Below are 23,852 nucleotides of genomic sequence, written 5' to 3' on the forward strand. Positions count from 1 at the left end.
AAATTTCTAAAATCATATCCTAATTCCTTCCTCATGTCAACGAAAGCGCTCATTGTACGACAAAAAGAGACAGCCATAAATGCTGCCTCCAAATGATCGATGCTCCTTGCTAATGTTATAAGAATATCCTTCTGTTTTCAGCTATGTTTTAGGACTTTAACCTTAATTCAACAACGCCGGTTTCCCAATCCGAATGAGCTCCCGCAACGATGTTGACTCTGCAAGGGACCACTTCGAATTCCATGTTTCGATTCCAAATAGCCAACTCCTCGAAGCCGAGCTCAAACGTGACGGTGGTTATATCACCGGGCTCCAGCGCTACCTTTTTGAATCCCTTCAATTCTCGCAGGCGGCGGGTGATCCCGGATTGATCGGCTTGTATGTAGAGCTGTACCACTTCGTCCCCTTTCATCTTTCCGGTGTTCTTCACTTCCACGCACACCTCGACACGACTTCCGGATCGAAGCTCCTCAAGCGTCATTTCTCTCTGCGAGATGGTCGGAGAACAGTAATCGAACGTGCTGTAACTCAAGCCGAATCCGAACGGATATAACGGCTTGGACGGCATATCGACATAAGGGCGAGGGCGCCCTGCATTTTTCTGATTATAATAAACCGGCAATTGACCTACGGAGCGCGGGATCGAGACGGGCAGCTTGCCGCTCGGGTTCACCTGGCCGAACAGAATTTCTCCGATGGCACGGCCGCCTTCGCTGCCGGGATACCAGGCGCACAGCAAAGCATCGCTGAGTTCAGCCACCTCGTCGATAGCCAGCGGACGTCCCTGAATGAGTACCGTAATCACTGGTTTTCCGAGCGCGTGAATTTCCCGAACCAATTGCTCTTGTATGCCGCCTAATCGGAGATCGGCTAGATCGACGCCTTCACCGCAATCCATTTCCGTCGGATCTCCTTCAGCTACGATGGCTGCACCATTACTATCAAACGTATCTCCGAATTGACGGGCGCTGCTGCCTCCGAGTACGAGCACGACCGCGTCCGCGGAACGGGCGGCTTCGATCGCTTCTGGCAAGCCCTGCGTGGACATGCCTCGGACGCTGCATCCGGGAGCGAAAACGATGTCCGTACCTTCGGGGGCAGCCATCCGAATGCCTTGAAGCGCCGTGACTCCGCTGCCCTCGCGCTGAACGCTGGTGTAGTCTCCAAGCTGGTTGTAGAGCCTGTCCGCGTTAGGGCCGATAACCGCCAGTCGTTTGATGCTGCCGCCATTCAGCGGCAGTACGTCTTTATCGTTCTTAAGCAGTACAACCGCTTCTCTCGCGACGGATGCATTCAAGTCTTTAGCGGCTGCGTTGTTGACGGTTATAGCTGCCAAGCCTTCGTCAACGTATGGGTGCTCGAACAGTCCCAATCGGAATTTAAGCCGAAGTACTCGAGCCACCGCGCGGTCAATGCTCTCCATATCGGCCTTCCCTTGTTTCACCGCTTGTTCAAGCGTTGTGAAGGACTTGTCCCACAGGCTTAGATCGACCCCGGAGGAGAGTGCAAGCGCCGCTGCCGACTCATAGTCTCCCGTAATGGACACCAAACGGTCGATGGCCGTTCCATCCGCCATGACAATCCCATCAAATCCCCATTCATCTCTCAGAATGCCGGTTAACAGCTTATCATTGGCATGGCATGGAATGCCGTCGAGTTCATTATAGGCCGCCATAACGCCAGCCGCTCCTGCCTTGATCCCCGCCTCTGCGGCAGGCAGGTGAATTTCCCGCAGCTCCCGCTCGCCTGCGGGAACCGGGCCTGCGTTCCGTCCGCCCTGCCCTGCTCCTTGTGCGCATAGATGCTTGAGCACGGCAGCTGCCTTATTGTGACTCTTCCATTCTTCCGGGTTTCTTCCCTGCATGCCAAACACAACCGCTTCCGTCATTCGTGCAGCCAGGTAAGGGTCTTCTCCGTAACACTCCTCGGAGCGTCCCCACCGCGGATCCTGCAGGATATCCAATACCGAGACCAACCCTAAATGCGCGCCTCGGCTGCGGATCTCGGAGGCTACCTGGGAATAGGCTTGTTCAATTAATTCGGGATTCCAGGTCGAACCGATGGCCGTATTGACCGGCAGAAGCGTTCCATCAAGCGCTTGATGGCCATGGGGACATTCCTCCGAGAGCAGGACGGGAATGCCCAGCCGGCTGTGTTCGATCACATAGCGCTGGATCGCATTCGCTACCTTCGCATTGTCCTGCGTAGGAATCCCGTTCTCATAGGTCACCCCGGACCAGGGATCCGCCCGGAACAGTCCATACAGCGCCCCCATGCCGGCCCCCCACTCGACATGATCCTTGAATAAGTCGGTCAGTTCAAACTCCGGTTCATTTCCTTCGCTTCGACGATAAGCCATCCAGCCGTACAAGTGCTGATTCAGCTGTCCGACCTTCTCCCTCAGCGTCATTCTGGATAACAAATCCTCTACACGCTCGTCTACCGGTAGCGCAGCATTCCGATATTTCTCCATATTCCCATACTCCTTCCATCCTGGTCGTCATACTTCTGATCATTCTTTGATATTCAAGACCCGATATTTCTTGGGCGTCATGCCCGTGTACAGTTTGAAGACGGATACAAAATACTTGTATTCTTTATAGCCGACGCGGTCCGCAATCTCAAACACCTTGTCCTGCGTCGTCAGCAGCAGCTTTCTGGCCTCGTTGATGCGCAATTCGTTCATGTATTCGCTGAAGCTTTTTCCCGTGCTTTGTTTGAAAATATTGCTGAAGTAGCTCGGCGTAATTTTCAAATACGCCGCCACTTCCGACGCTTTCAGGTCGCTCAGATAATGATCCGCCATATACTTCTTGGCCTTCTCAATGATCCAGAACGATCTGTCGATGCCAACTTTGTCGATCAACTGCAGCAGGTCAAACACTTCCGTGGATATCGCCTGCCGGATCGCATCGGGATGATTGAACACCTCCAGGTCGATCGTTCGCTCCAGACCATGCTCCAGCTGGGTCAGGCCGCTTTGACGAAGTCGCTGCCGCAGCATGATGGATAGTTCATCACACACTTTGACCATATCCGTCAACAGGTAGCGCTGATCAAGGAATAATAGGAACATGCCGTCGATAAGCTCTTCCAGCATATCGGCATCCTGCTTGAATAATGCCACGGACAGTTTCGCGACCATCTCGGCACTGTCGAAATCGTGCATGGCCCGCCCGTTATCCACCTCAGTCTTATATTCGCGATCCAGCAAGGAGTGCTTCTCCAAGGCATAATAAGGCAGTAACGCGCGCACCTCCGCACATATGGCTGCCGTTTGGTCCAGGGAAACATAGGTATCCGATACCGCGCCATACAAGCGATGCTCTTCTGGCCAATCATCCAGCATCGTTTGCAGAATTTCATCCCACTGCCGCTTTGAGCGTGGTTGATCCGTCATCAGCAGGGTCATCAGCAAATTTTTATGCACAAACACGGATACTTGACGGATACCGCTTTTTTCCAGGCTTTCGCGAACCGTCTGGAGCCACAAACGCTGCAGCATCATAAAATCCTGTTCCGTCTGGGAAGCCGCAAGGATCGAGAACTTCTCCAGCTGCGTGGCTATGAGTTTATACTCGGCACTGTTTAACAGATATGGAGGTATCGACTTGGCTAATGAAGTTTCATAATGCGCGGCCATCTCGGAAAGCCAAAGCTCCGCATCCTTCGTTGGACTGTTGACACGGGTATCCCTGCTGCGAATGTCTTCCACGATTCCGGTCACGGCCGCCACCAATTCGTCAATATCGACGGGCTTCAGCAAGTAATCGGTTACATCAAGCTTGATGGCTTGGCGCGCATATTCGAATTCCTCATAACCGCTGATCATGATGACCCGAACCTCAGGGTGGCAGCGCTTCAGCTCTTTAGCAAGCTGAAGCCCGTCCATTCCCTCCATCCGTATGTCCGTAAGAACCAGATCAATCCCGTGTTTTTGCACCACCTGCAAAGCTTCATGGCCGTCATAAGCCTCCGCGACGACTTCGACTCCATAATTCGCCCAGTCAATGGTATAGTGCAAGCCTTGACAGATCACGGGTTCATCGTCAACGATCAGCATTTTTACTGTCTTCACGTGTTGCATCGTACGATTCACCACCGTAGGTTTCAGAATATGGGAGCTTGAGGCGAATCAAGGTTCCTTGAGGTGAAGCCTCAAGCACTTCCAATCCGTAGCGTTCTCCGAAATATAGATATAGACGTTCATGAATGTTGCTGAGCGCACCTCGTTTGTGACCGGCTTGAACCCCGTTTCGAAGGGATTCCCGAACTTCCTCTAAAGTAAGTTCGTCCATTCCGCGGCCGTTATCCTGCACGTCGATCCAAATCTCATCCTCCCGCTTATACGCGATGACCGATATTCTCGCTGCCGGTTCGCGCCGATCTATGCCATGTTTAAGAAAATTCTCAACCAAAGGCTGAATGGTAGCCTTCAACGTAAGCGAATTCGCCAGATCATATTCCATATACAGCGCGTATTTCAGTTTTTGACCCAGCCGCCTCTGCTGCAAATACAAGTAGGAGCGCACAAACTCCATTTCTTTAGCGAGACTGGTCTCGTAATGACCATTGTTCAGACTGGAACGCAGGAATCGGGACAAAATTTCGATGAGCTGGCTGGACTCGCTGGCCTTCTCCAGCCTGGCGGTCCAGCGGATCATATCCAGCGTATTATAGAGAAAATGCGGGTCCATCTGCTCCTGCAGCAAGCGCAGCTCGGATTCGCGCTCCCGCAGTTCCAGCTTGTATTTATGCTCGATCAGTTCCTGAATCGTGGATACCATATCGTTAAACCTGCGATTCAGTTCGGAAATCTCGTCCTTGGAACGAATAGGTACCCTCGCGGAGAAATCGCCGAGCTTTACGCGATTGGTCTCAATCTTCAAGCGCAGAATCGGCCTGATGATCGTATAGTGGAAGCCGATCAAGGCCGATAAACCCAAAAGGAGAATGCCGACAAGAATGACTTGCATCAGAATTCTTACGCCGCGTATATCCTGATCCAGCGCAGCCTTGGGCACCATGGAAACGATATTCCAGTCGGTGTTTTCCATCCGTTGGTGAAAGGTCAAATACGCTTCCCCGTCGTGGCGGTAAGTGGAAGTACCCATCGTCCCTGCGGTCACGATATCCGTAAATTCTTCCCCTTCGCCGATATTCATGGGAAACATTTCTTTGGAGGGCAGTACGATTTGACCTTCCGAATCTACAATAAACACCATGCCCTCGTCCCGTGTCAACCCCCGCTGCAGCTGTTTAAGTATACTGGCTTCATCCATGCGGATCACAAGCCGGGCAAGCGGCAATGTGATCTCGTCATAGGAATTCAGCACACGGAACAATGAGACGAGGTTTACTTCTCCATACCAGCCGCTGGTTGAAGGATAGCCGTTGCTCCATACGATCCCGCCTTTATGCTCGTCCGCAAGGCGGTTCCATGACTCTTCGTTGCCGTGAATCGGCTCGCCCATCTCTATGGAATTGCCGTTAAAGCCGGTGATGGATATCGATTTGATATAGTTTTTGGACATCAACTGAAACGTCAGAAATCCTTCGAGATTTTGCTTCAACTGCTCTGCTCTCCCGCTCTCGGGCGGTGGGTTCAGCCGCAAATATTGGCGCATGTCATTGCTGAGGATCAAATAATCGGCAATATCCTCAATCATGGTCGTTTGCTCTTCCAGCTGGTTCGTTACGATCTCCAGGCTACGCTGGCTTGATTGGATAAATTGGCTGCGCAGTACTTCGTTCAGCTTGTCTTGGGCCAGGACGCCGACCCCAAGCGTAGGCAGAATGACAAAAAAGAGGAAAATGACCAGAGCCTTCTGTTTCAGACCATAATTCCCGATCCAGCCAAAGCCGCTACGCATGTCCATTCCCTCTTTCGATGTCTTCATGATGTTGAACAGTAACCGGATTAGCCTTTGACTGCGCCTGCCGTCATGCCGTTAACGAGCTGTTTTTGCAGGAGCAGGTAAAATATAATGATCGGTATAAGCGCGATCGTCAGTGCAGCCATTTGCAGCGTCAGGCTGGCCGTTTCAATGCCGACAAAGTTGGCGAGCCCCAGCGGCAATGTTTTCAGCGACGACGAACTGATCAAGACGAGTGCGAACAAGTACTCGTTCCAATTATAGATAAAGTTCAAAATCACGACGGTTGAAATCGCTGGACGCGTAATCGGCAAAATGATCGACCAGAAAATCTTGAACACACCCGCACCGTCCATGACGCCCGACTCTTCCAAATCCTTCGGGAACCCTCTCATAAAGCCTTCCAGAATAAAGATCGTCAACGACAAATGGAAGGCCGTGTAAGGTAGAATCAACGATAAGTGGGTGTCCAGCAAATGCAGATTCCGCATGATCAAGAAGATCGGAATCAAGGTCGCATGGATCGGAACGACCATGCCCAGCAGAAATATCGCGTAAGTCGCACCGCGCAGCTTAAAATTGAACCGGGCTAAAAAGTACGCCGCAAGCGATCCGAGCAGGACCGTCACGATCAATGACACGACCGTTACAATAATGCTGTTAAGGAAGTAGGTATCCATATTCGCCACTTCCCACGCCTTTGCGTAATTGGAGAATTGCAGTTCAGTCGGTATGGAGAACGGGTTCGCCGCATACTCCTGCTCCGTTTTGAACGAATCTACGATCATCCAAAAGAAAGGGATTATATTAATAATAGCGAATATCCCCAAAAAAGTGTATGCCGATAAATGGAACCATTTCGTTTGTCTGTACATCTCCTCCCTCTCCCTTCTATTCTTTTTCTCTTGCCAATCGATTTACGATCGTGATGACGATGAGGCTAAACAGCAGAATCAATACGGATACCGCGCTGCCGTAGCCGAATCTCATATTCATAAACGAGTTGTTATACATATAGACGGTCATAACCTCCGTCGCATGGGCAGGTCCTCCGCCCGTCATGATCTGGATCAGATCGAACACGCGGAACGAATTGCTGATGCTGTAGACAACGGAGACGAGCAATGTTCCCCGGATCATCGGAATGGTAATCCGCATGATCCGGCTTAGTCCGGTCGCCCCATCCAGGGCAGCCGCCTCATTGACTTCATCGGGGATGTTCTGCAAAGCTGCCAAAAGAATAATCATATACAGTCCGCAGTTTTGCCATATATAAGCGATGCTGATAGAAATCATGGACCAGAACGGATCGCCCAGCCAATTCTGCTGCCAGCTCTCAAGCCCCAAAACGCCGAGCAGGTTATTCAGCATCCCGTATTCCGTGTTGTAGACCATGCCCCAGATCAGGGATACCATAACCGATGAAATGACGACCGGCAGGAATCCGATAGTCCGGAAGAAACTGGAGCCCTTGAGCCCTCGATTCAGCAGCAGGGCCAGCAGCAGGCCAAGCGGGATCTGACCCGCTATCCCGGTAAACATGATAATGACGTTGTTCTTAACGGACAACCAAAAGATATCGTCCTTGAAAATATCTACGAAATTGTCCAGCCCGATAAAACGCATGGGCGTGATTCCGTCCCAGTTCATTAATGAATAATAAACAGATAAGCCGATGGGAAATATGGCAATACATATATAGATAATGAGTGCTGGCGCCAAGCCCAAGAAAATAGCCCATTTCGTATGCTTAAGCGTATGCATTGGCGTAACTCCTTTCATTCTGCCTTTAATAAGAAAAACCCGCTGCCGGGTTTTTCTTTGTACCATCATAAAGTTGACCTAGGGAAATTTATCGCTTATTTCATGCTGTCGAAAGCTTCCTGCACCTCTTGGGCGAGCTCCTCCGGCGTACCTCTGCCGATGGTTAGAGCCTGCAATCCGTTCTGCATGACGTCGGTAACTTGCGTCGGAATGACACTGTCGAACACCGGCGCCGTTCCCTTGTTTGTCAGCTCCAGCATTTCCTTGAGATACGGGCTCGCATCTTCAGGGATTTCCACGTTGGCCGGTACGACAACGCCTTTACTGATCAGATCTTTGTATAAGTCCTCATTAACAAAAAACTTGATAAATTCCTCGGCCGCCGCTTTCTTTTCATCGCTCAATCCTTTTTTAATGGAGATCCCGTACTGAACGACGCCCGCGCTTTTCACCGGATCACCGGATCCGCCAGGGACGCTCGGGAAGAGCGCAATGCCGAATTTGTCCCCTTCCTCGTTGTTGATGCGGATTCTTCCGTCAACGGTAGAAGAAGAGATATGCATCGCTGCTTTGCCTTGAATGAAGTAATCCTGACCCTGCACGGAATCCATGTTGTTCGCATCCGTATTGAAAGCCTCCAGCTTGGCGAGTTCGTCAATGACGGCAATCGCTTTCACATATTCGGGATCGGTAAATTTGGCTTCCTTGTTCAGGATTTTCTGCAAGAAATCACTGCCTACGTAACGGTCCCCGATAATCGATAAGAAGGACGATTGCAGTGGCCATTTCTCTTTATTGCCCAAGGATATCGGCGTGATGCCGGCTTCCTTCAGCTTTTTCACCGCATCGATGAACTCTTCGTAAGTAGCCGGAAATTGGTCGTAACCGACCTCTGCGAACATCTCTTTGTTGTAATAAATAATATCTACGAAGGTTTGTTTGGTTGGCACGGCAAATTGACTGTTGTTCTGGTTAAACCCGGCTAATGCGTCCTCCGGCAAAATATCCTTCCAGTTGTCCATCAGGCCATCCAGCGGCATCAGCAGATCCCCGGCTACCAGAGGAGCCAGATCGGCACCGGGCCATACGACATTGATATCCGACAGGTTATTGGCGGCAGCCAGCGTTCGCAGTTTCGTTTTATACTCGGTTGCCGCTACCCCGTCCTGCTTGATGATAATGTCGGGATGCTGTTTTTCAAATTCGGCGATCCGCTCCTTGTACACCTCGTTATCCACGTTCGGTGAGGTCCATGGATGCATGATGTTCAAAGTAACCTTTTCCGGTTCGGCAGCATCTTTCTCCCCGGAACCGCAGGCCACCGTTGACATGAGCAGCAGTGCAGCTGTTCCAGTGAGCAGCATCGATCTAAGCTTCTTAGACGTTTTCATGTTCGTATACCCCTCTCTATATATGTTACATATAATGTTCTTATATTTGACAATATAAGATATGTTAATTATACAATTGGGCTGCAGATCCCAATATCCATTAAAAAAACGATTTCATCTAATTTTTTTAAGTTGTTTCGAATAAGTGGAATTTATATAATGCACAATTTTGTTGATATACGTCAATATTGATGACATTAACTTTACAAATTTCCAAATTAATGGTATCGCTTACATATTAGGTTCTATAGAAAGCGTGGCGGAGAAACCAATTTTAACTCTGCCACGCCTTCACCCTGCGTTATTGCGGTTCGTTCAAAATATAATCTACCAAATCATCCAAAGGAACCGTTGCGAGCGCGATCGCCGTATCCGTCACACCATAATAAATATAGAGAAGCCCGTCCTTGACTACATTGCCTGTCGGAAAAACGACGTTCGGAATCTGATAGCCGAACTTCTCATAATACGTCTCCGGCTCCATAATGAACCGGCGGGTTCTGGCGATGATTTTTTCCGGATTTTCCAGATCCAGCAGCAAGGCCCCAACGCGATACACCGTATCTTGGTCTACGCCGTGGTAAAGGACCAGCCAGCCCTTGTCCGTTCGTATCGGAGGCGTCGAGCCACCGATTTTTTTGTACTCCCAGTCGTTGTTTTCGGCTTTTGCCAGCAGCTTGGGCTCATCCCAATGCACCAAATCATCGGAGTAGCTGATCCACATCGCTGCTTTTTCGGTACCGTACTCCTCCCCTACATATTCTTCCGGTCTGCGAAGCAGCACATACTTGCCGTTGATTTTCTCCGGGAACAGAATATTGTCGCGATCATTAATATCTAGCGGCGTCGTATCACAAAGGTATTCCCAGTGAATGAGATCCTTGGAGGTCAATATCCCGGAGCGCGTCAGCCAATGGCCTTCCTCTTCGCCCCAGCCGTCCGGATATTCGGGAATCGAGCGTTCAGGGATGCCGGCTCCCGTCGGGTAATAGTTCATGGCGCACGGACGCAATGCATAGTTCAAATAAAAGGTATCGTCGATTTTGACGATTCGCGGGTCCTGGATGCTGCCGTAAGGAAATCCCAGCTGGTCCGGTGTTACGACGGGCTCGTCCAGCACATGGGTGAAATGCACGCCGTCCGTGCTCTCCAGGAGACCCAAGTAGTTTTTGCAGGGAGTCAGGGATCCCGCCGTCCGTTCAATCATATAAAATTTTCCGTTATCGATAATGACGGCCGGATTGAATACCGTCACCTTTCTCCAGTCGTAGAGTCCAGGCACTACGATCGGATTTTCCGGATGCCGGGTAATTTTCATGGATAAGCCTCCTATGATCGTTATGTAAGTGTTATCAATTTCTTCACTTCATTATAAGAGGCTTGGCCCATTCATAATATCCTGCAAACTTTCAATATTATCCGAATTATTGTTATCAGTGATGTCCTGGCTGTTAAATAACATAAAAAAGCGGTTCAATAATGAACCGCTGGACTCATATTTTTCGCATTAAGAGCACGAATGCGTATTTTCCTGTAACATCGCTATGTATTCCTTTCTTTTCACTTCACGCTGCTGTTCATTCAAACGCGGGCATGTATAACAGTAATCGCTTCCTTCCGTGCGGTAATAAAGACAGCAGGCCGTTTTCATCGGTGGCCGGTAGTCGGGGTCAACCAACGGCGGAAGCGGACGAATTTTCACTGCGAAGGGATTTTTCTTCCGAGCAAAAGCTGCCTCGGGGTCCAGCTCTTCACGTAAAAATCGATAATCCTCATGAAGACGGTTCTTTATCGCTTCGTTGTGCTGCTCCTCCAGCCATGTCTGATGTTCCCGATAGAATCGGGATGGCCATTGCCCCCAGAGCTGTTGGGTGTGGAGTCCGCTTGCCGCTGACAAGCTTTCCAATAGCGGTCTTGCTGTAGCGAAGTAGAATCTCTCCATGACGCTCTCTAACCAATCCCGTCGATCCACTTCGTTCTCAGGAGCTAATACAGCCTGCCAATGACTCATCTCTATGAAATAGCTCGTTTTATGGTTGTTGGTCGTCCAATGCAGAGTCATATACGGTATTGAAAAATCGGGTGCGATTTGCCAAACGGAAATGGCATATTGCAGAGCCAAGGCGATTTTGCTCAGCCAACCCGCGCAAAAAACAGCTGCGACTGCTCGATCCTCCCCACGAATAACGACATTGTATTCATCGAGAAACCGTTTCGCTTCCTCGTCTTGCAGCAGTAACCGAAGCTCAATTGAATAACTGCCCGTCACGGCATCCGTCCGAATGCCGAACTTCTTTTGTAACTCGTCCAAGCACTTTGGTTCCATATCGTTTGTCCTCACCTCACTCTGTTCGTATTCAACCTTCAACGGATACCCGTACCGATGCAGCAAGTATGAAAGACCTTCCTACAAACAACGATCCAAACAGGGACGCTTAAAACTGCCCGATAATTCTACCCTTTCCCCTAGGGATACACAGCGGCGTGCCGAACAAGGGATCCGGTATGACCTCGCAATCCAATTGGAAGACGTCTTTAACAGTTTCCGGCGTCACGATTTCCTCAGGTGCTCCGAACGCATAGATATTCCCCTCGCTTACAGCCACCATGAAGTGTGCATAACGGCAAGCTAAATTCAGGTCATGCAGCACCATGACGATGGTGCGCTGATCCCGCTCATTCAGTTCATACAGCATATCCAATATCTCTACCTGATGGGACAGGTCCAGATATGTCGTCGGTTCGTCGAGCAGCAGCATACCGGTTCCTTGAGCCAGGGTCATGGCAATCCATACCCGCTGCCTCTGGCCACCGGAGAGGGAGTCCACGGTCTGATCGGCAAAAGCTTCCACGCGGGTAGACTGTAATGCAACGTTCACCATCTCTTCATCAACCGGTGACCACTGCTTCAACCAGCTCTGATGCGGGTATCTTCCCTGGCGAACCAATTGACGGACAGTAAGGCCTTCCGGCGCCGATGGACCCTGAGGCAATATGGACAAGCTCTTGGCCACCTCTTTGGTCGACATCTGGGCAATTTGCCTGCCATCCAGCAAAACCGCGCCGGTATCAGGCTTCTGCAATCGGGCAAGCGTGCGCAGTAAAGTCGATTTTCCGCACCCGTTTCCACCAATGAATACGGTTATTTTTCCTTCAGGAATCGTCAGGTTCATACCCTTGATAACCGTCTTGGGCCCATACCCTACGGTCAGCTCTTTTACTTGCAGCGTTGTCAAAACGGCTTCCCTCCTTAGCTATATCTGATTGCGGTTCCTGAACAGTAAATAGATGAAGAACGGAGCTCCTATACCGGCCGTGAAGATACCTGCCGGAATATCCAGCGGATAGAACAGAGTGCGGGCGATCAGATCGGCCATGAAGACGAGAAGCCCGCCGATCAGACCGGACACCAGCATCATTCCCCCATACAATCGGCCAACCAATCGCCGCGCGATATGCGGCGCGATCAAACCGATAAAACCGATCGCGCCCGCGACGGATACGCTAGTCCCCGCCAGAACTACGCTGATGAGGATGAGCAGGAATCGATGCCGCTGTACCTTGACGCCTAGACTGCTGGCAATATCATCGCCAAGCTCCTGGGCATTCAGGCTTCGGCAGAATGCCAGGGCAAGCAAAGTACCAAGCACAACAACCGGAACAATCGTATAAACGTTTTGCCAGGAAGCCCCATAAACGCTACCGGTAAGCCAAAGATAAGCTTTGCCGGCCGATATGGCGGGGCTCATGACAATCATTAGCGTCGTTGCCGCTTTAGCGTCGTTGCCGCTTTAGCGGCAGCAGATAAGCCGATTCCGATCAGCACCAGACGAATCGGCGTAACTCCCTTTTTCCATGACAGGCCATACACTAGCAAGGAGATCAGAAGCGCTCCCGCAATGGAGGCTACCGGCAGGAGCTTGATACTTACGACACCGCCGGCAAACGTAATGAAACTCACCGCGGCTACCGAAGCCCCGCCGGTAATGCCTATAATATCCGGCGATGCCAGCGGATTGCGAATAATCCCCTGCAGAATGGCACCGGCTACGCCAAGGGCCGCTCCGACGAACAATGCGGTCAATACCCGCGGCAGCCGAAGCGTTAGCAGGATAAAATCGTGCTCTCCCGATCCCGTGCCGAATAAGGTTGAAAGGACGGCATTCGGCGATATGTAGGTATCTCCCCACCCTGTTCCCATGGCAATGGCCACGACAAAGGCCAATAAACCCAGTAGTATCCAGATCAAACTTATCGTCTCGAATTGTAGGTCCATGCTTCCCGTTCGACTTCGAATATGGGTATATCGTTTCACTTCCACGCCCCTCCCTTACGAGCGACATGAATGAAAAACGGAATTCCGATAGCCGCCGTCATTACGCCGATCGGAATTTCATTAGGCATAATCAACAGCCGTGCCGCTATATCCGCGATGATTAACAGCAGCCCCCCCAATACGGCAGAGAAGGGCAAAGCCCAACGGTAATCCCGTCCTGTCAAAGAGCGGGCCAAATGCGGAACGAACAGGCCGATAAAACCCACCGCGCCGACGATGGCTACCGAAGCGCCGGCAAGAACGACGATCAGGACGCCGAGTATCAGTTTCACCTGCACGGTGTTTTGTCCGAGTCCTCTCGCAACGTCCTCCCCGGTCGTAAGGAGGTTGACCGCCCGGCCCATGAACAGGGCTGCCACGCCCGCTGCCGCCATAAACGGGAACAGTGGCAGGACCTGATCAATCGAGCGGCCGCTCACGGAACCTGCCAGCCAAAACAACACATCCTGCAGCCCGTTTTCATTCATGACAAGAAGAGCCTGCGTACCGGACGAGAATAAGGCGGTTATCGCTGAACCGGCTAGAACTAGCTTAATAGGAGTGAGCCCGTCGCGTCCCAACGAGCCCAGCCCGTACACGATGAATGCGGACACTGTCGCACCTCCTACCGCGTAGAAGGCCAAATGCAGCATCGGGCTGCTTGGATTGAGGAGCGTTGCCAGCACGACCAGCAGGATCGCGCCTGAGTTAATGCCGAAAACGTCCGGGGAGGCAAGCGGATTCCGGGTTAATGCCTGCATCATGGCCCCTGCCAAGGAGACCGCAGCCCCTACCGACAAAGCAATGACTGCCCGGGACAGACGCTCAGTCCGAATAATGAGATGGTCGACCTGTTCCGGATTATAATGGGTAAACGAAGATACGAGCGTAACCCAAGAATAATTCGTCCGCCCCAGCAGCAGGCTCGCAATGAACGCGCCGGCCATCAGAATGAATACGCTGAGCAATAACAGGGCATTGCGCTTGTTCATTTGTCCAACTCAAACAAATCGTACAGACTATCGAGCATTCGGTGCGCCGACAGAATGCCTCCGGCCATATTCCAGGAGACTTCATCAACCATATAGACTTGGTTGTTCTTGACGGCATCCAGGTTTGCCCAGAGAGGATGGCTTGTCCAATCTTTGTAATACTTCTCTACCGCTGCCATATCGTCACCCGAGTTGAAATTGAAAATAACGTCAGCATTCATATCGGGTATGCTCTCCTTGGAAGTCAACTGAACGCCCCATACCTCCGCATCGTGTCCCTCAGGACGAGCGAATCCGAGTTCTTTCAGAATGCCTCCGGCATAACCCATGTAGAAGATTCTCGCATGATCCGCCCTGAAATTAGTGATGGTCGCTTCGATGGGGAGGCGATCCCCCATTTTCTGTTTAAAGTCGTCAACTCTGGAGTCCCATTCTGCCATAAGTTTTTTGGACTTATCTTCCTGGTTCAGAACCTCACCCATCAAATTGACCGAGGCTTTCCAGTCGTATACTTCACCGATCATGACCGTGGGTGCAATCTGGCTAAGCTGATCATAGATGCCTTCATGTCTCGTTTTCGTTGCGAAGATAACGTCTGGCTTCAACTTGTAGATTTCTTCAAGATTTGGCTGAACCTCCGTGCCGAGCTGGGGAACGTCGCCTAACTCATCTCGCAAATATTCATACACCGGTTTTTGTAGCCAGGATTCGACAATGCCGACAGGCCTAATCCCATAAGCGACCGCTGCATCGTTCGCTCCTTGATATAAGGTGATGATGCGAGTCGGGTTACCTTGAATTTTGGTCTCGCCCATCTCATGTTTTATGGTACGCACTTCCGATTCGTTGGCCGGGGTTATCGCTTCGCTCTGGCTGCCTATTGTTGGCGATCCGCTTTGTTGCGAAGCAGGTTCCTTCGATACACTTCCCTGATTTTGTCCACACCCCGATATAACGAGTACAATCACCAGCAACATGGCAAACAGCCACGGTTTTTTCCAAACTTGCATCTGTTTCTTCTCCCCCGTCATCTCTATGAATTAATAAATCAATATCATTGATATTGATTCTCATTATTAATTATAAAAAAAGCCTAGGGCATGAACATAGGTAATTACGTCCACTCTTTGGACAAATCCGACACAAGCAAGTCATGCAGACGGTCCAGCAGCAGATCATGCGAATAGGCAGTATACATTGTATATAAATGCTGGCTCTCCAACAGTGAGTATACCTCCTGATTCCGCACCGCCCTTTTCGACTTCCATCTCGGGTCCCGATACCATTGATTTAAGGTCTGCCGGATGGCCGTTTTGGTTTGTTGCGAGCCATCATTTCGAAAGCTGGTCAAAAAAATGATATCGGGATCGTAATCGAAAATATCCTCATAAGCTATCTCGCGGTACAGAGGAATGGAGCCCAAGCCCGAGGGCGGCTTAAGCCCCAAATCGTCATAAACCACCGCACCTACGTTGCGCTGACCGAACAGACAGAGTATACCGTTGCCGAGACCGATGATCAGGGCTGTTTTTCCTTCGACATACGGCTTGATGCTGGTGCGAACACTCAGGGATTTTGCCTGATACCTTTCAAGCCATAGCCCCGCCTCCTTGTCCTTCCCGGTTGCCGTGGCTATTTTACAAAACTGGGTACGCCAATCGTCATAGAAAGGAATGCTTATCGTTTGCGTGATATGCTCAAACATTTTTGCCTTGGCAGAGGTTTCCTCGTCATAGATATCGCATGTAAAAATGACATCGGGGTTCACCGAGGCCAGCTTGTCCAGATCAGGTCGGAAATGACCAATTTCAATCGTATTATGTAACGCGATCGGATAATAGGAATTGACGATGGCAGCGTAAGGCTCAATTCCAAGCGCAAGCAAATGGCCGGTCAGATGGTGGTGAAGGGATACGATTTTATCCGCCTTTTTCATTTGCTTCACATACATGGACGGCGACATGCCCGTCATCATTCGGAATTTGCGGCTAAAATAAAATTCGTCCGCATAACCGATGCGCTGGGCGATCGTCCGAAACGAGTCCTTCGTTAATAATAGCTCTTGCTTTGCGTGGTTCAGCCTGACCGCCGATAAGTAAGACATCGGCGATTTTCCAAGCTGCCGCTTGAAGATTCTTGTGAAATAATCGCTGCTAAGACCTGCACGCTCTGCCAAATGCTCTCGGCTGATATTACGATGATAGTGATGATGAATGTATTCAACGGTTTGCTTGACCAGTCGTTCATGTTCGGTATGAGGTTTTTCGGCTGCATTCTCCATGATCATTATTAGCAGCTCTAGAAACATATGCTGGGCCTTCAGCTGATCCACACGTTCCCCACGCCACTTGGTTCTGATATCCAGCACGGATTGGTACAACGACGGGAAAGGACCCAGCTCAACCTCGATAACTTGGCTTAAGCTTACAGGCGCATAATGATTAGCTTGCGTTTCTTCCAGCATGACAAACTCCAATGCCAAACTGCCCATCGATTCGGACTCATCCTCAATCCAAAGACCTGCCGGCAGCAAGATGACCTTATGAGGGCCGACATGATAAGGCTTCCGCTCAATTGTTATCTTCTGCTTATCAGAGAACACAAGAAGCATAAGGTGATTGTTGTTATCAACTTTCATACCGGGCGTATCTTCCGGAGACCGTGCATGGACAAGCTTGTACATATAACCATGCATTTCCGTTAACTCCTCGAACATATCAACTTCCCCCTTTGTTATTGAGAAACATTCTCATTATATTCTATGGGTGAAGGTATGACTTATCAATGCAAAGTTTTTATCCTTTTTGAAGTGAAGCATCGCTGAATTCACTGCAAACCCACGGAACGAAAAAAAACCAACCGCTATACCGGGTTGGTTTTCCATCATAAAAGAGATTAACTATGAACCAATGTTTTCAAGCTTAAACCTAACGTTTCCGAAGTTGAATCTTGAATTTCTTCAAAAAGAGCCGGATTCTTCGCAAGTGACATGCCGTAAGAAGGAATCATTTCTTTTATTTTCGGCTCCCACTCTTTCATCTGTTGCGGGAAGCATTTCTCTAATACCTCTAGCATAACGTGAACGGCCGTCGAAGCGCCAGGGGAAGCACCGAGCAAGGCAGCGACCGATCCATCCGCGGCACTGACCACTTCCGTACCAAATTGAAGCGTTCCTTTACCGTTAGGAGTATCCTTAATCACTTGTACGCGTTGGCCCGCTACAACGATTTCCCAATCCTCGCTTTTGGCGTTCGGAATAAACTCGCGTAATTCTTCCATGCGCTTTTCATTCGATAACACCACTTGTTGGATCAAGTATCTGGTCAATGCCATCTCTTTTACCCCGGCAGCCAGCATGGTGAAAAGATTATTCGGTTTGACGGAGCTTATCAAATCAAAATTCGACCCCGTTTTTAAGAACTTAGGCGAAAAGCCGGCAAACGGACCAAAGAGCAATGCTTTTTGATTGTCAATATATCTTGTGTCCAAGTGCGGAACGGACATTGGAGGAGCGCCAACCTTGGCTTTTCCGTATACTTTGGCATGATGCTGCGCTACTACTTCCGGGTTCTTACATACCATGAATAGTCCGCTTACAGGGAATCCTCCAATATGCTTTGACTCGGGTATACCGGTTTTTTGCAACAAATGCAGACTTCCGCCCCCGCCGCCGATAAAGATGAACTTGGCCGTATGATAGTCGGTTTTACCGTGCTCGATATCATGCACTTTCACTTTCCACGAACCATCTTGTGTGCGTTTAATATCCTTGACGCTATGTCTGTAGTTGATCTCAACATCTTTGCTTCTCAAGTGCTCAAACAGCATGCGCGTTAAAGCGCCAAAGTTAATGTCCGTCCCGGAGTCAATTTTGGTTGCCGCTAACGGCTCATTTGATGTACGCCCTTCCATAATAAGCGGAATCCATTCCTTCAGCTGATCCGGATCCTCGGAATATTCCATCCCTTGAAAGAGCGGATTGTTTGACAGCGCTTCAAAACGTTTTTTCAAAAAAGCCACGTCTTTTTCGCCTTGCACTAAACTCATATGAGGAATAGGCATGATAAAGTCCTGCGGATTGCGAATCAGATTGCTGCTGACCAGATAAGACCAGAACTGTCTTGAAACCTGAAACTGTTCGTTAATATTGATCGCTTTGCTAATGTCTATAGATCCGTCTGGTTTTTCGGATGTATAGTTAAGCTCGCACAGTGCGGAATGGCCGGTCCCCGCATTATTCCATTCGTTGGAGCTTTCTTCCCCCGCGCTTGCGAGTTTCTCAAACACTTTGATCTCCCATTCAGGCACTAACTCTTTCAGTAGGGCTCCCAATGTCGCGCTCATAACTCCGGCACCAATTAAGATTACATCTGTTTTTTTCTCCATGTTGCTCATTATAAACCTTCCTTATCCCATATATTTGAAAAAAGGGTAGGCGTCCCTGCTAAAATTGTCATTAAAAAGCAAGGCGTCCCCTGAAAACACACCTTTTCTGTGTCAATTATCACCATATTATAGTCTATTATAAATATTGATAGATTAAAATATCTACTATTATCTAATCATTATAAACCATTTAAACTTGTTAACAAAGTGAGAAGATCCTCCACAAAACCTAAACGCCCAATAAACATAGCATTAACTTCGTTTCATACGGGGGATGAAGTCCATTTTTACCGTTATCTGTGTTGTTCTTCAGCGGGATTAGACATGTGCTAACCACTTCATCACAAAAAAAAGCCGCAAGATTCGCGACTTTTTCTGATGCTGTTCTTGTCCTCCGACACTTTATCATCTAGCTACTTCCCGCTGCCCAGGAGCAGATTCGTCTGGATCTCCAATTGCTTCTCAAGCGAGATGAGATCGCCTGCCGAAAATTGATTGATATCCAATGTGTAGATACGATTGTTTTTGTAAGCCGGAAGTGACTTCCAGATGGCGCTCTCCAAAATTTCCTGGGCACGATCCCCGCCTCCGTCCGCATCGTAGACCGTTACGAACATATAATCTGCGGCCATCTCCGGCAGCGATTCCAGGGAAATGTCCAGACCGGCTCCTCCATTTACGATCTGCTCCTTCACGGCTTCTGGCGGCTGATAACCAAGGCCCGAATAGAGGTTGCGGGTACCGCGCCCAAAGCTCTCTCCCACAACCCAGAAGTTTTTCGCCCAAATCTCATAGACGCCAACCGTTTCCCCTTCCTTCACGACTCCGTTCAGCTTCCCTTTGGCCTCTGCAAGCTTCTCCTCATAATGACGAATCGCTTCCTCCGCTTCCTCCGATTTCCCGAGGAATTCTCCGAAATCCCGCAGCTCCGCATACAGATCCTTTGCTCCCCAGGGAATAACGATCGTAGGAGCGATTTTGGCGAATTGCTCATAGTTTTTATCCGACGGTCTAATGATGAGATCCGGGTCAAGAGAAACGATTTTCTCAAGCGCCGCCTGATCGTCGCCGATATCCTCGATGCCACCGGTCAGGTCCTGCAAAAAATATTGATTCAGGCTGGCCGTTCCGGCGCCGATTGGTTTAACTCCCAAGGTCAGCAGATGGCCGAGATATTGCGTCGCGACAATGCGCTTCGGATCCTTCGGAATCTCGATCTCCCCCATGACCGTTTCATATTTACGTGTTGCCCCTGTTTGCGGGGCGCCATTGTTTTCGACAATTTCGCTTTGCTGCTGCGTGTCTCCGCAGGCTCCCAGCACAATGACCATACTTCCGATCAGAGACAACATCAATCCTCTAAGCAACCACATCTTTGAACCCTCCATCTTATTGATAATGATTATCATTATTATCATACCGACAAGGATGGAATGCGTCTATTGCGTTCCGTATGCGGTTCTATGGACATTTGTTAGAAGTTTCGTGAGAATGGACAATTGCTGCTCCAAAGCAAGCGGATCATTATATTTAAACAACTCCAGATCGAGAAAAAACACGTTCCCGTTCCGAACGGCAGGCAGACTCCTCCATTCTTTGCCGTTCATGACACGTTCTGCATAAGCTGCACCGCCACCAGCCTCCCAGATGGTTACGAACATATAATCTGCGGCATACGCTGCCAGCATGTCCGGCGTTAGCTCCAAGCCGATTCCGTCACCTAACACGTGTTCTGCAAGCGGCTCCGGTGGCCGAAACGAGAACGTCTGGTATAAAATGCGCAGGCCTCTGCCATACGCGATATTAACTGCCCATAGCCGATCTGCCCAAAACTCGAATACGGCTGCCGTAGCACGTGAACCGATCCTTTCGGCTACTTGAACGGCAGCTTGTTCCTCCTTCGCTCGAAAGCCATCAATCCAGTTCTTCGCTTCAAGTTCGCGATTGAGTGCTCTGCCTAATCGAAGCAGTTCGTCGAAGGTGTCTTCCCGCCCCCAAGGAATTGAAATGGTTGGAGCAAGCTGGGATAAGGGCTCGTTGTTCGGTTCGGACGTGATGATCAGATCGGGTTGCAATGATGAGATCGCCTGGAGCGACCGTGCGTCTCCTATATCCGCAACATTCCCCAGTTTTCCGCTATAGGGGCGAGCCCGCAGCAGATTGGTCGAAGCTGCCGCGGGCGTAAGTCCAAGCACCAGCAAATGGCCCAGGTATTGCAGGGCCACAATGCGTTTCGGACGCTGGATATAATCGCGCGGAGAGTGACCGAAATGCTGCTTGAACTTCCGGCTTAAATACAAGCCATCTTGATAACCGACTTCCCGCGCGATGCGGTCAAGGTTGCGATCGTCGCCGCTGAGCAATTCCTCTCTGGCTTTCTCAAGGCGGATCCGCGTCAGATACTCAGCAAAACCAGATCCCGTTGCTCTTTTGAACGATACGGAGAAATGTTCCGGAGTAAGTCCTACCCGCTTCGCCATGTGCTTACGCGTAATCGACTCGGCAAAATGCTTCTCCATATAATCCACCGCAAGTCTCATCCGCTCCAGCCAATCCTCTTCCCGCTCCTCATCCTCCGTTGACTGCAGCACCGTACTCAACAGTTGTTTGAATATCGCGTCTATGCGAAGGTTTGCATCAACTCTTCCACTGACGCCGGGAACTTGCTTGTATTGGTATAGTTCTTGGACCAGAGCAAGAGCTTCCGGAGTAGCGGCAACCGGAAGCTTACCGACGTCCATCAGTGCGGAGATTCGCTTGCCGTAGACGATACGGCTTGTTGTCCGCTCCTCGAACTCCCATACGTCGTATTGCAATTCATAGACCTCGAGCGGAACCGAGGAGATTGGCGTCCGGCGAATGTCCGCCATCGTTCCCGGTGGACAATAACAGATCGATCTCGCTTTCACTCGGTGCCTCACGCCATTCAAATACAAATCACCGGAACCTTTACTTACCATTAACATGGTATGCGTCTTCATGAATCCGCCGGCAGCCTCTTCGGTATGACCAAGCTTCATATAGCGTACTCCCAACAGCGAATAATGTGTTTCTTCCATGCTGACGGCCACCCCTTCAGACTGTAGCTATTGTTTTATCCTATTATAATTAGAATGATAATCATTCTCAATATCAATCCAGTCGCCGAGGCTATGTATGGCTCCATCTTTGAGAAAAATAAAAAAGCGCCATGTCCCTAAGGACGTGGCGCTTTGATTATTAGTGAGGGGCCATTTTGCCAGGCATTTGCGGCTGCATCGGTGCGCTGGCGTAACTATTTTGCATATACTGCATATCTTGCTGAGGCAGCTGCGGCACTTGGTAGTAGCCATGCTTATTTTGATATAGCGAAATCTCATATGCCATTTCAATGCAGTTAGGCAAGGAATCGGCTAGCACGCGGCGCACTACCGGATTCGTAGATTCCATGGCAGCATTGGTTTTCATCGTAGCACCCGATTTCACTGCATTTAACATGCTGAGTGCAATCGTTTCATCGTTGATCTCGGCCGTGGATTGCATCGGTTTTTTCGGTTGGCCTGGTTTCATGCCGTAAATAAAGTCATTACCCTGCTTCATTTTATAGCTCTGCGTAGGCTTTGACGGATCTTGTCCGGATTTAAAACACTCTAACGTGATGTTATATTCATCTGCCATAAATTGTTTCTGGCGCTGCAAGATATCCCCTAGCTCCGGATCCTGTACATGCCCGCTCAGCATGGTATACGTGTTCATGGTGTTGATGGCCCCTGCCAATACTTCGTGGACATCAAACATTTCATGGCCGCCATGGTTCAATTGTTGTGGAATCATACCGGTTTCCATGTTTTGGTGATTTTGTTGTTCGAATTGCATTCTCGTACCTCCTAATATGGTTTGCCTAGATTTCAATCAAGTAATGATTTAACGGGGTGGTAGCTGCAGACGGCTTCTTTTTGCAGTTCAGGTTTATTGTTAATTAAACAAGCCAAAAGTATTCAGGGTATTTTCATTGATGATGTTTTTCCATCTTTTGTCGGATCCATATCGTAAAGAGCAGCATCAACGGCAGCGCTACTTGGAAGATGGGTGTTACATAAGTAACGACGACCTTGATCCCAAGCCATAAATGATGTGGGTAATTAGGGGACAGAAAAGAAAGTATATATAAGCAAACACCTAATAAAACGGTACATATCTTATAGGGTATTCCCGTAAGTTTCGTGAGTCCGACTACAGCTCCCATATAAAATGCCGTCATTTTCGCACCCAACCCTAGAAATAGGACAAGAACGAATAAAACATCAATGCGCTCAAAGACATCTGCAATTTCGATGAGCTGCACCACTTGCAGCAGCGGAAGCGTACTTCTGGCTGCCAGTGTCGGCCCTAAGACCAAAATATTGACTTGATTGATCATCACTAAACATATCACCGTAATGATATATGTGATCATCACGCCTTTCCGCAGCTTACCCTTCTTTTTAACCAAAGGAAAAAACACAAGGAACAGGAGCGTTTGTCCGAACGGAAATGACACCAGCTCCGGTATGGCCGCAGAGAGTACTGGTTTGAAACCATGCTCTAGAACCGGCAGCATCATCTCCGTTTTAATAAGTCCTGTCGAAATCAGCAGAGAATATATAATGATATAACTCAAAACAACGATGGGCAGCAGGCCACTGCTGACCAAAAAGACAACACGCGGACCATACATCACCGTACTTGCTATAACTATAATGGCGACCAGCATGATAAATGCAAGCGGCGTTCGGTTTAACAGCGTCAACACCGTAAGTTCTCCTAAATCCCTTAGATTACGGGAGGCTTCATAAGTAAAATAAGCGGCAAAGGCAAAGTTTGCTGCATAACCGATGACTTTACCGAAATAACGTTTACACAAATCATACAAATCGAGATCGGGATCTGTCCGATGGATCATCAGATACATACTGAGCAGGAGCAGTCCAATGCAGGCGGCTAGGGCCATAGCTAACCAAGCATCCCTCTTGGCTTCAGCTCCCAAGAAAAACAAGGTTGTGCTTCCAACCTCAAAAAGAGCCAGATAACACACTAATTCGGTAACTCGAATGGACTGTTTCATAAGCAGCTGTCCCTTTCTGTGCCCTTACCATCGAAAGTGCTAAGT

Annotated in this window: 17 protein-coding genes and 1 pseudogene; all 18 read right to left on the reverse strand. The window is 49.5% G+C overall.

Features of this window, described 5'->3' with window-relative positions:
- Positions 1-148: 148 nt before the first annotated feature.
- On the reverse strand, positions 149-2,473 hold the full coding sequence (locus ACETK5_RS13470; protein ID WP_394056179.1) for a glycoside hydrolase family 3 N-terminal domain-containing protein: 2,325 nt from the start codon (positions 2,471-2,473) through the stop codon (positions 149-151).
- A gap of 39 nt (positions 2,474-2,512) precedes the next feature.
- Positions 2,513-4,087, reverse strand: coding sequence for a response regulator (locus ACETK5_RS13475; RefSeq protein ID WP_394056181.1), 1,575 nt, complete (start codon positions 4,085-4,087; stop codon positions 2,513-2,515).
- Positions 4,050-5,900 (reverse strand): sensor histidine kinase, encoded by a 1,851-nt coding sequence (locus tag ACETK5_RS13480; RefSeq protein ID WP_394056183.1) that lies wholly within the window; start codon positions 5,898-5,900, stop codon positions 4,050-4,052. The genes ACETK5_RS13475 and ACETK5_RS13480 overlap by 38 nt, the downstream gene beginning before the upstream one ends.
- A 20-nt stretch (positions 5,901-5,920) precedes the next feature.
- A complete protein-coding gene (locus tag ACETK5_RS13485; RefSeq protein WP_100536906.1) occupies positions 5,921-6,751 on the reverse strand; it encodes a carbohydrate ABC transporter permease in 831 nt (276 codons plus the stop codon).
- Between the two features lie 16 nt (positions 6,752-6,767).
- Positions 6,768-7,640: a carbohydrate ABC transporter permease gene (locus tag ACETK5_RS13490; RefSeq protein WP_326115122.1), complete on the reverse strand. Its 873-nt coding sequence runs from the start codon at positions 7,638-7,640 to the stop codon at positions 6,768-6,770.
- A 95-nt stretch (positions 7,641-7,735) separates the two neighbouring features.
- Positions 7,736-9,031: an extracellular solute-binding protein gene (locus ACETK5_RS13495; RefSeq protein WP_394056186.1), complete on the reverse strand. Its 1,296-nt coding sequence runs from the start codon at positions 9,029-9,031 to the stop codon at positions 7,736-7,738.
- Between the two features lie 301 nt (positions 9,032-9,332).
- Positions 9,333-10,349 carry a glycoside hydrolase family 130 protein gene (locus ACETK5_RS13500; RefSeq protein WP_394056188.1) on the reverse strand — a complete coding sequence of 339 codons (1,017 nt, stop codon included), beginning with the start codon at positions 10,347-10,349 and terminating at the stop codon, positions 9,333-9,335.
- A 189-nt stretch (positions 10,350-10,538) separates the two neighbouring features.
- A complete protein-coding gene (locus tag ACETK5_RS13505; RefSeq protein WP_394056189.1) occupies positions 10,539-11,342 on the reverse strand; it encodes a (2Fe-2S)-binding protein in 804 nt (267 codons plus the stop codon).
- 124 nt (positions 11,343-11,466) lie between these two features.
- Positions 11,467-12,267, reverse strand: a complete 801-nt coding sequence (locus ACETK5_RS13510; protein WP_100536901.1) for an ABC transporter ATP-binding protein — start codon at positions 12,265-12,267, stop codon at positions 11,467-11,469.
- An 18-nt stretch (positions 12,268-12,285) separates the two neighbouring features.
- Positions 12,286-13,346: pseudogene (locus ACETK5_RS13515) on the reverse strand (FecCD family ABC transporter permease).
- Positions 13,343-14,338 carry a FecCD family ABC transporter permease gene (locus tag ACETK5_RS13520; RefSeq protein WP_326115129.1) on the reverse strand — a complete coding sequence of 332 codons (996 nt, stop codon included), beginning with the start codon at positions 14,336-14,338 and terminating at the stop codon, positions 13,343-13,345. Before ACETK5_RS13520 ends, ACETK5_RS13515 begins: the two are co-directional and overlap by 4 nt.
- Positions 14,335-15,348: an ABC transporter substrate-binding protein gene (locus ACETK5_RS13525; RefSeq protein WP_394056191.1), complete on the reverse strand. Its 1,014-nt coding sequence runs from the start codon at positions 15,346-15,348 to the stop codon at positions 14,335-14,337. Before ACETK5_RS13525 ends, ACETK5_RS13520 begins: the two co-directional genes overlap by 4 nt.
- Before the next feature lie 104 nt (positions 15,349-15,452).
- Positions 15,453-17,054, reverse strand: a complete 1,602-nt coding sequence (locus tag ACETK5_RS13530; protein WP_394056193.1) for a helix-turn-helix domain-containing protein — start codon at positions 17,052-17,054, stop codon at positions 15,453-15,455.
- Between the two features lie 179 nt (positions 17,055-17,233).
- Positions 17,234-18,733, reverse strand: coding sequence for a malate:quinone oxidoreductase (locus ACETK5_RS13535; RefSeq protein ID WP_326115133.1), 1,500 nt, complete (start codon positions 18,731-18,733; stop codon positions 17,234-17,236).
- Positions 18,734-19,137: 404 nt separating this feature from the next.
- A complete protein-coding gene (locus tag ACETK5_RS13540; RefSeq protein WP_394056195.1) occupies positions 19,138-20,097 on the reverse strand; it encodes an ABC transporter substrate-binding protein in 960 nt (319 codons plus the stop codon).
- Positions 20,098-20,163: 66 nt separating this feature from the next.
- On the reverse strand, positions 20,164-21,783 hold the full coding sequence (locus tag ACETK5_RS13545; protein ID WP_394056197.1) for a helix-turn-helix domain-containing protein: 1,620 nt from the start codon (positions 21,781-21,783) through the stop codon (positions 20,164-20,166).
- A 160-nt stretch (positions 21,784-21,943) separates the two neighbouring features.
- Positions 21,944-22,579: a spore coat protein gene (locus ACETK5_RS13550; protein WP_394056199.1), complete on the reverse strand. Its 636-nt coding sequence runs from the start codon at positions 22,577-22,579 to the stop codon at positions 21,944-21,946.
- A 133-nt stretch (positions 22,580-22,712) separates the two neighbouring features.
- Positions 22,713-23,807, reverse strand: a complete 1,095-nt coding sequence (locus tag ACETK5_RS13555; protein ID WP_394056201.1) for a GerAB/ArcD/ProY family transporter — start codon at positions 23,805-23,807, stop codon at positions 22,713-22,715.
- Between the last annotated feature and the right edge of the window lie 45 nt (positions 23,808-23,852).

This window comes from Paenibacillus ilasis, from assembly GCF_043195395.1.
Lineage (GTDB): Bacteria > Bacillota > Bacilli > Paenibacillales > Paenibacillaceae > Paenibacillus_AQ > Paenibacillus_AQ lautus.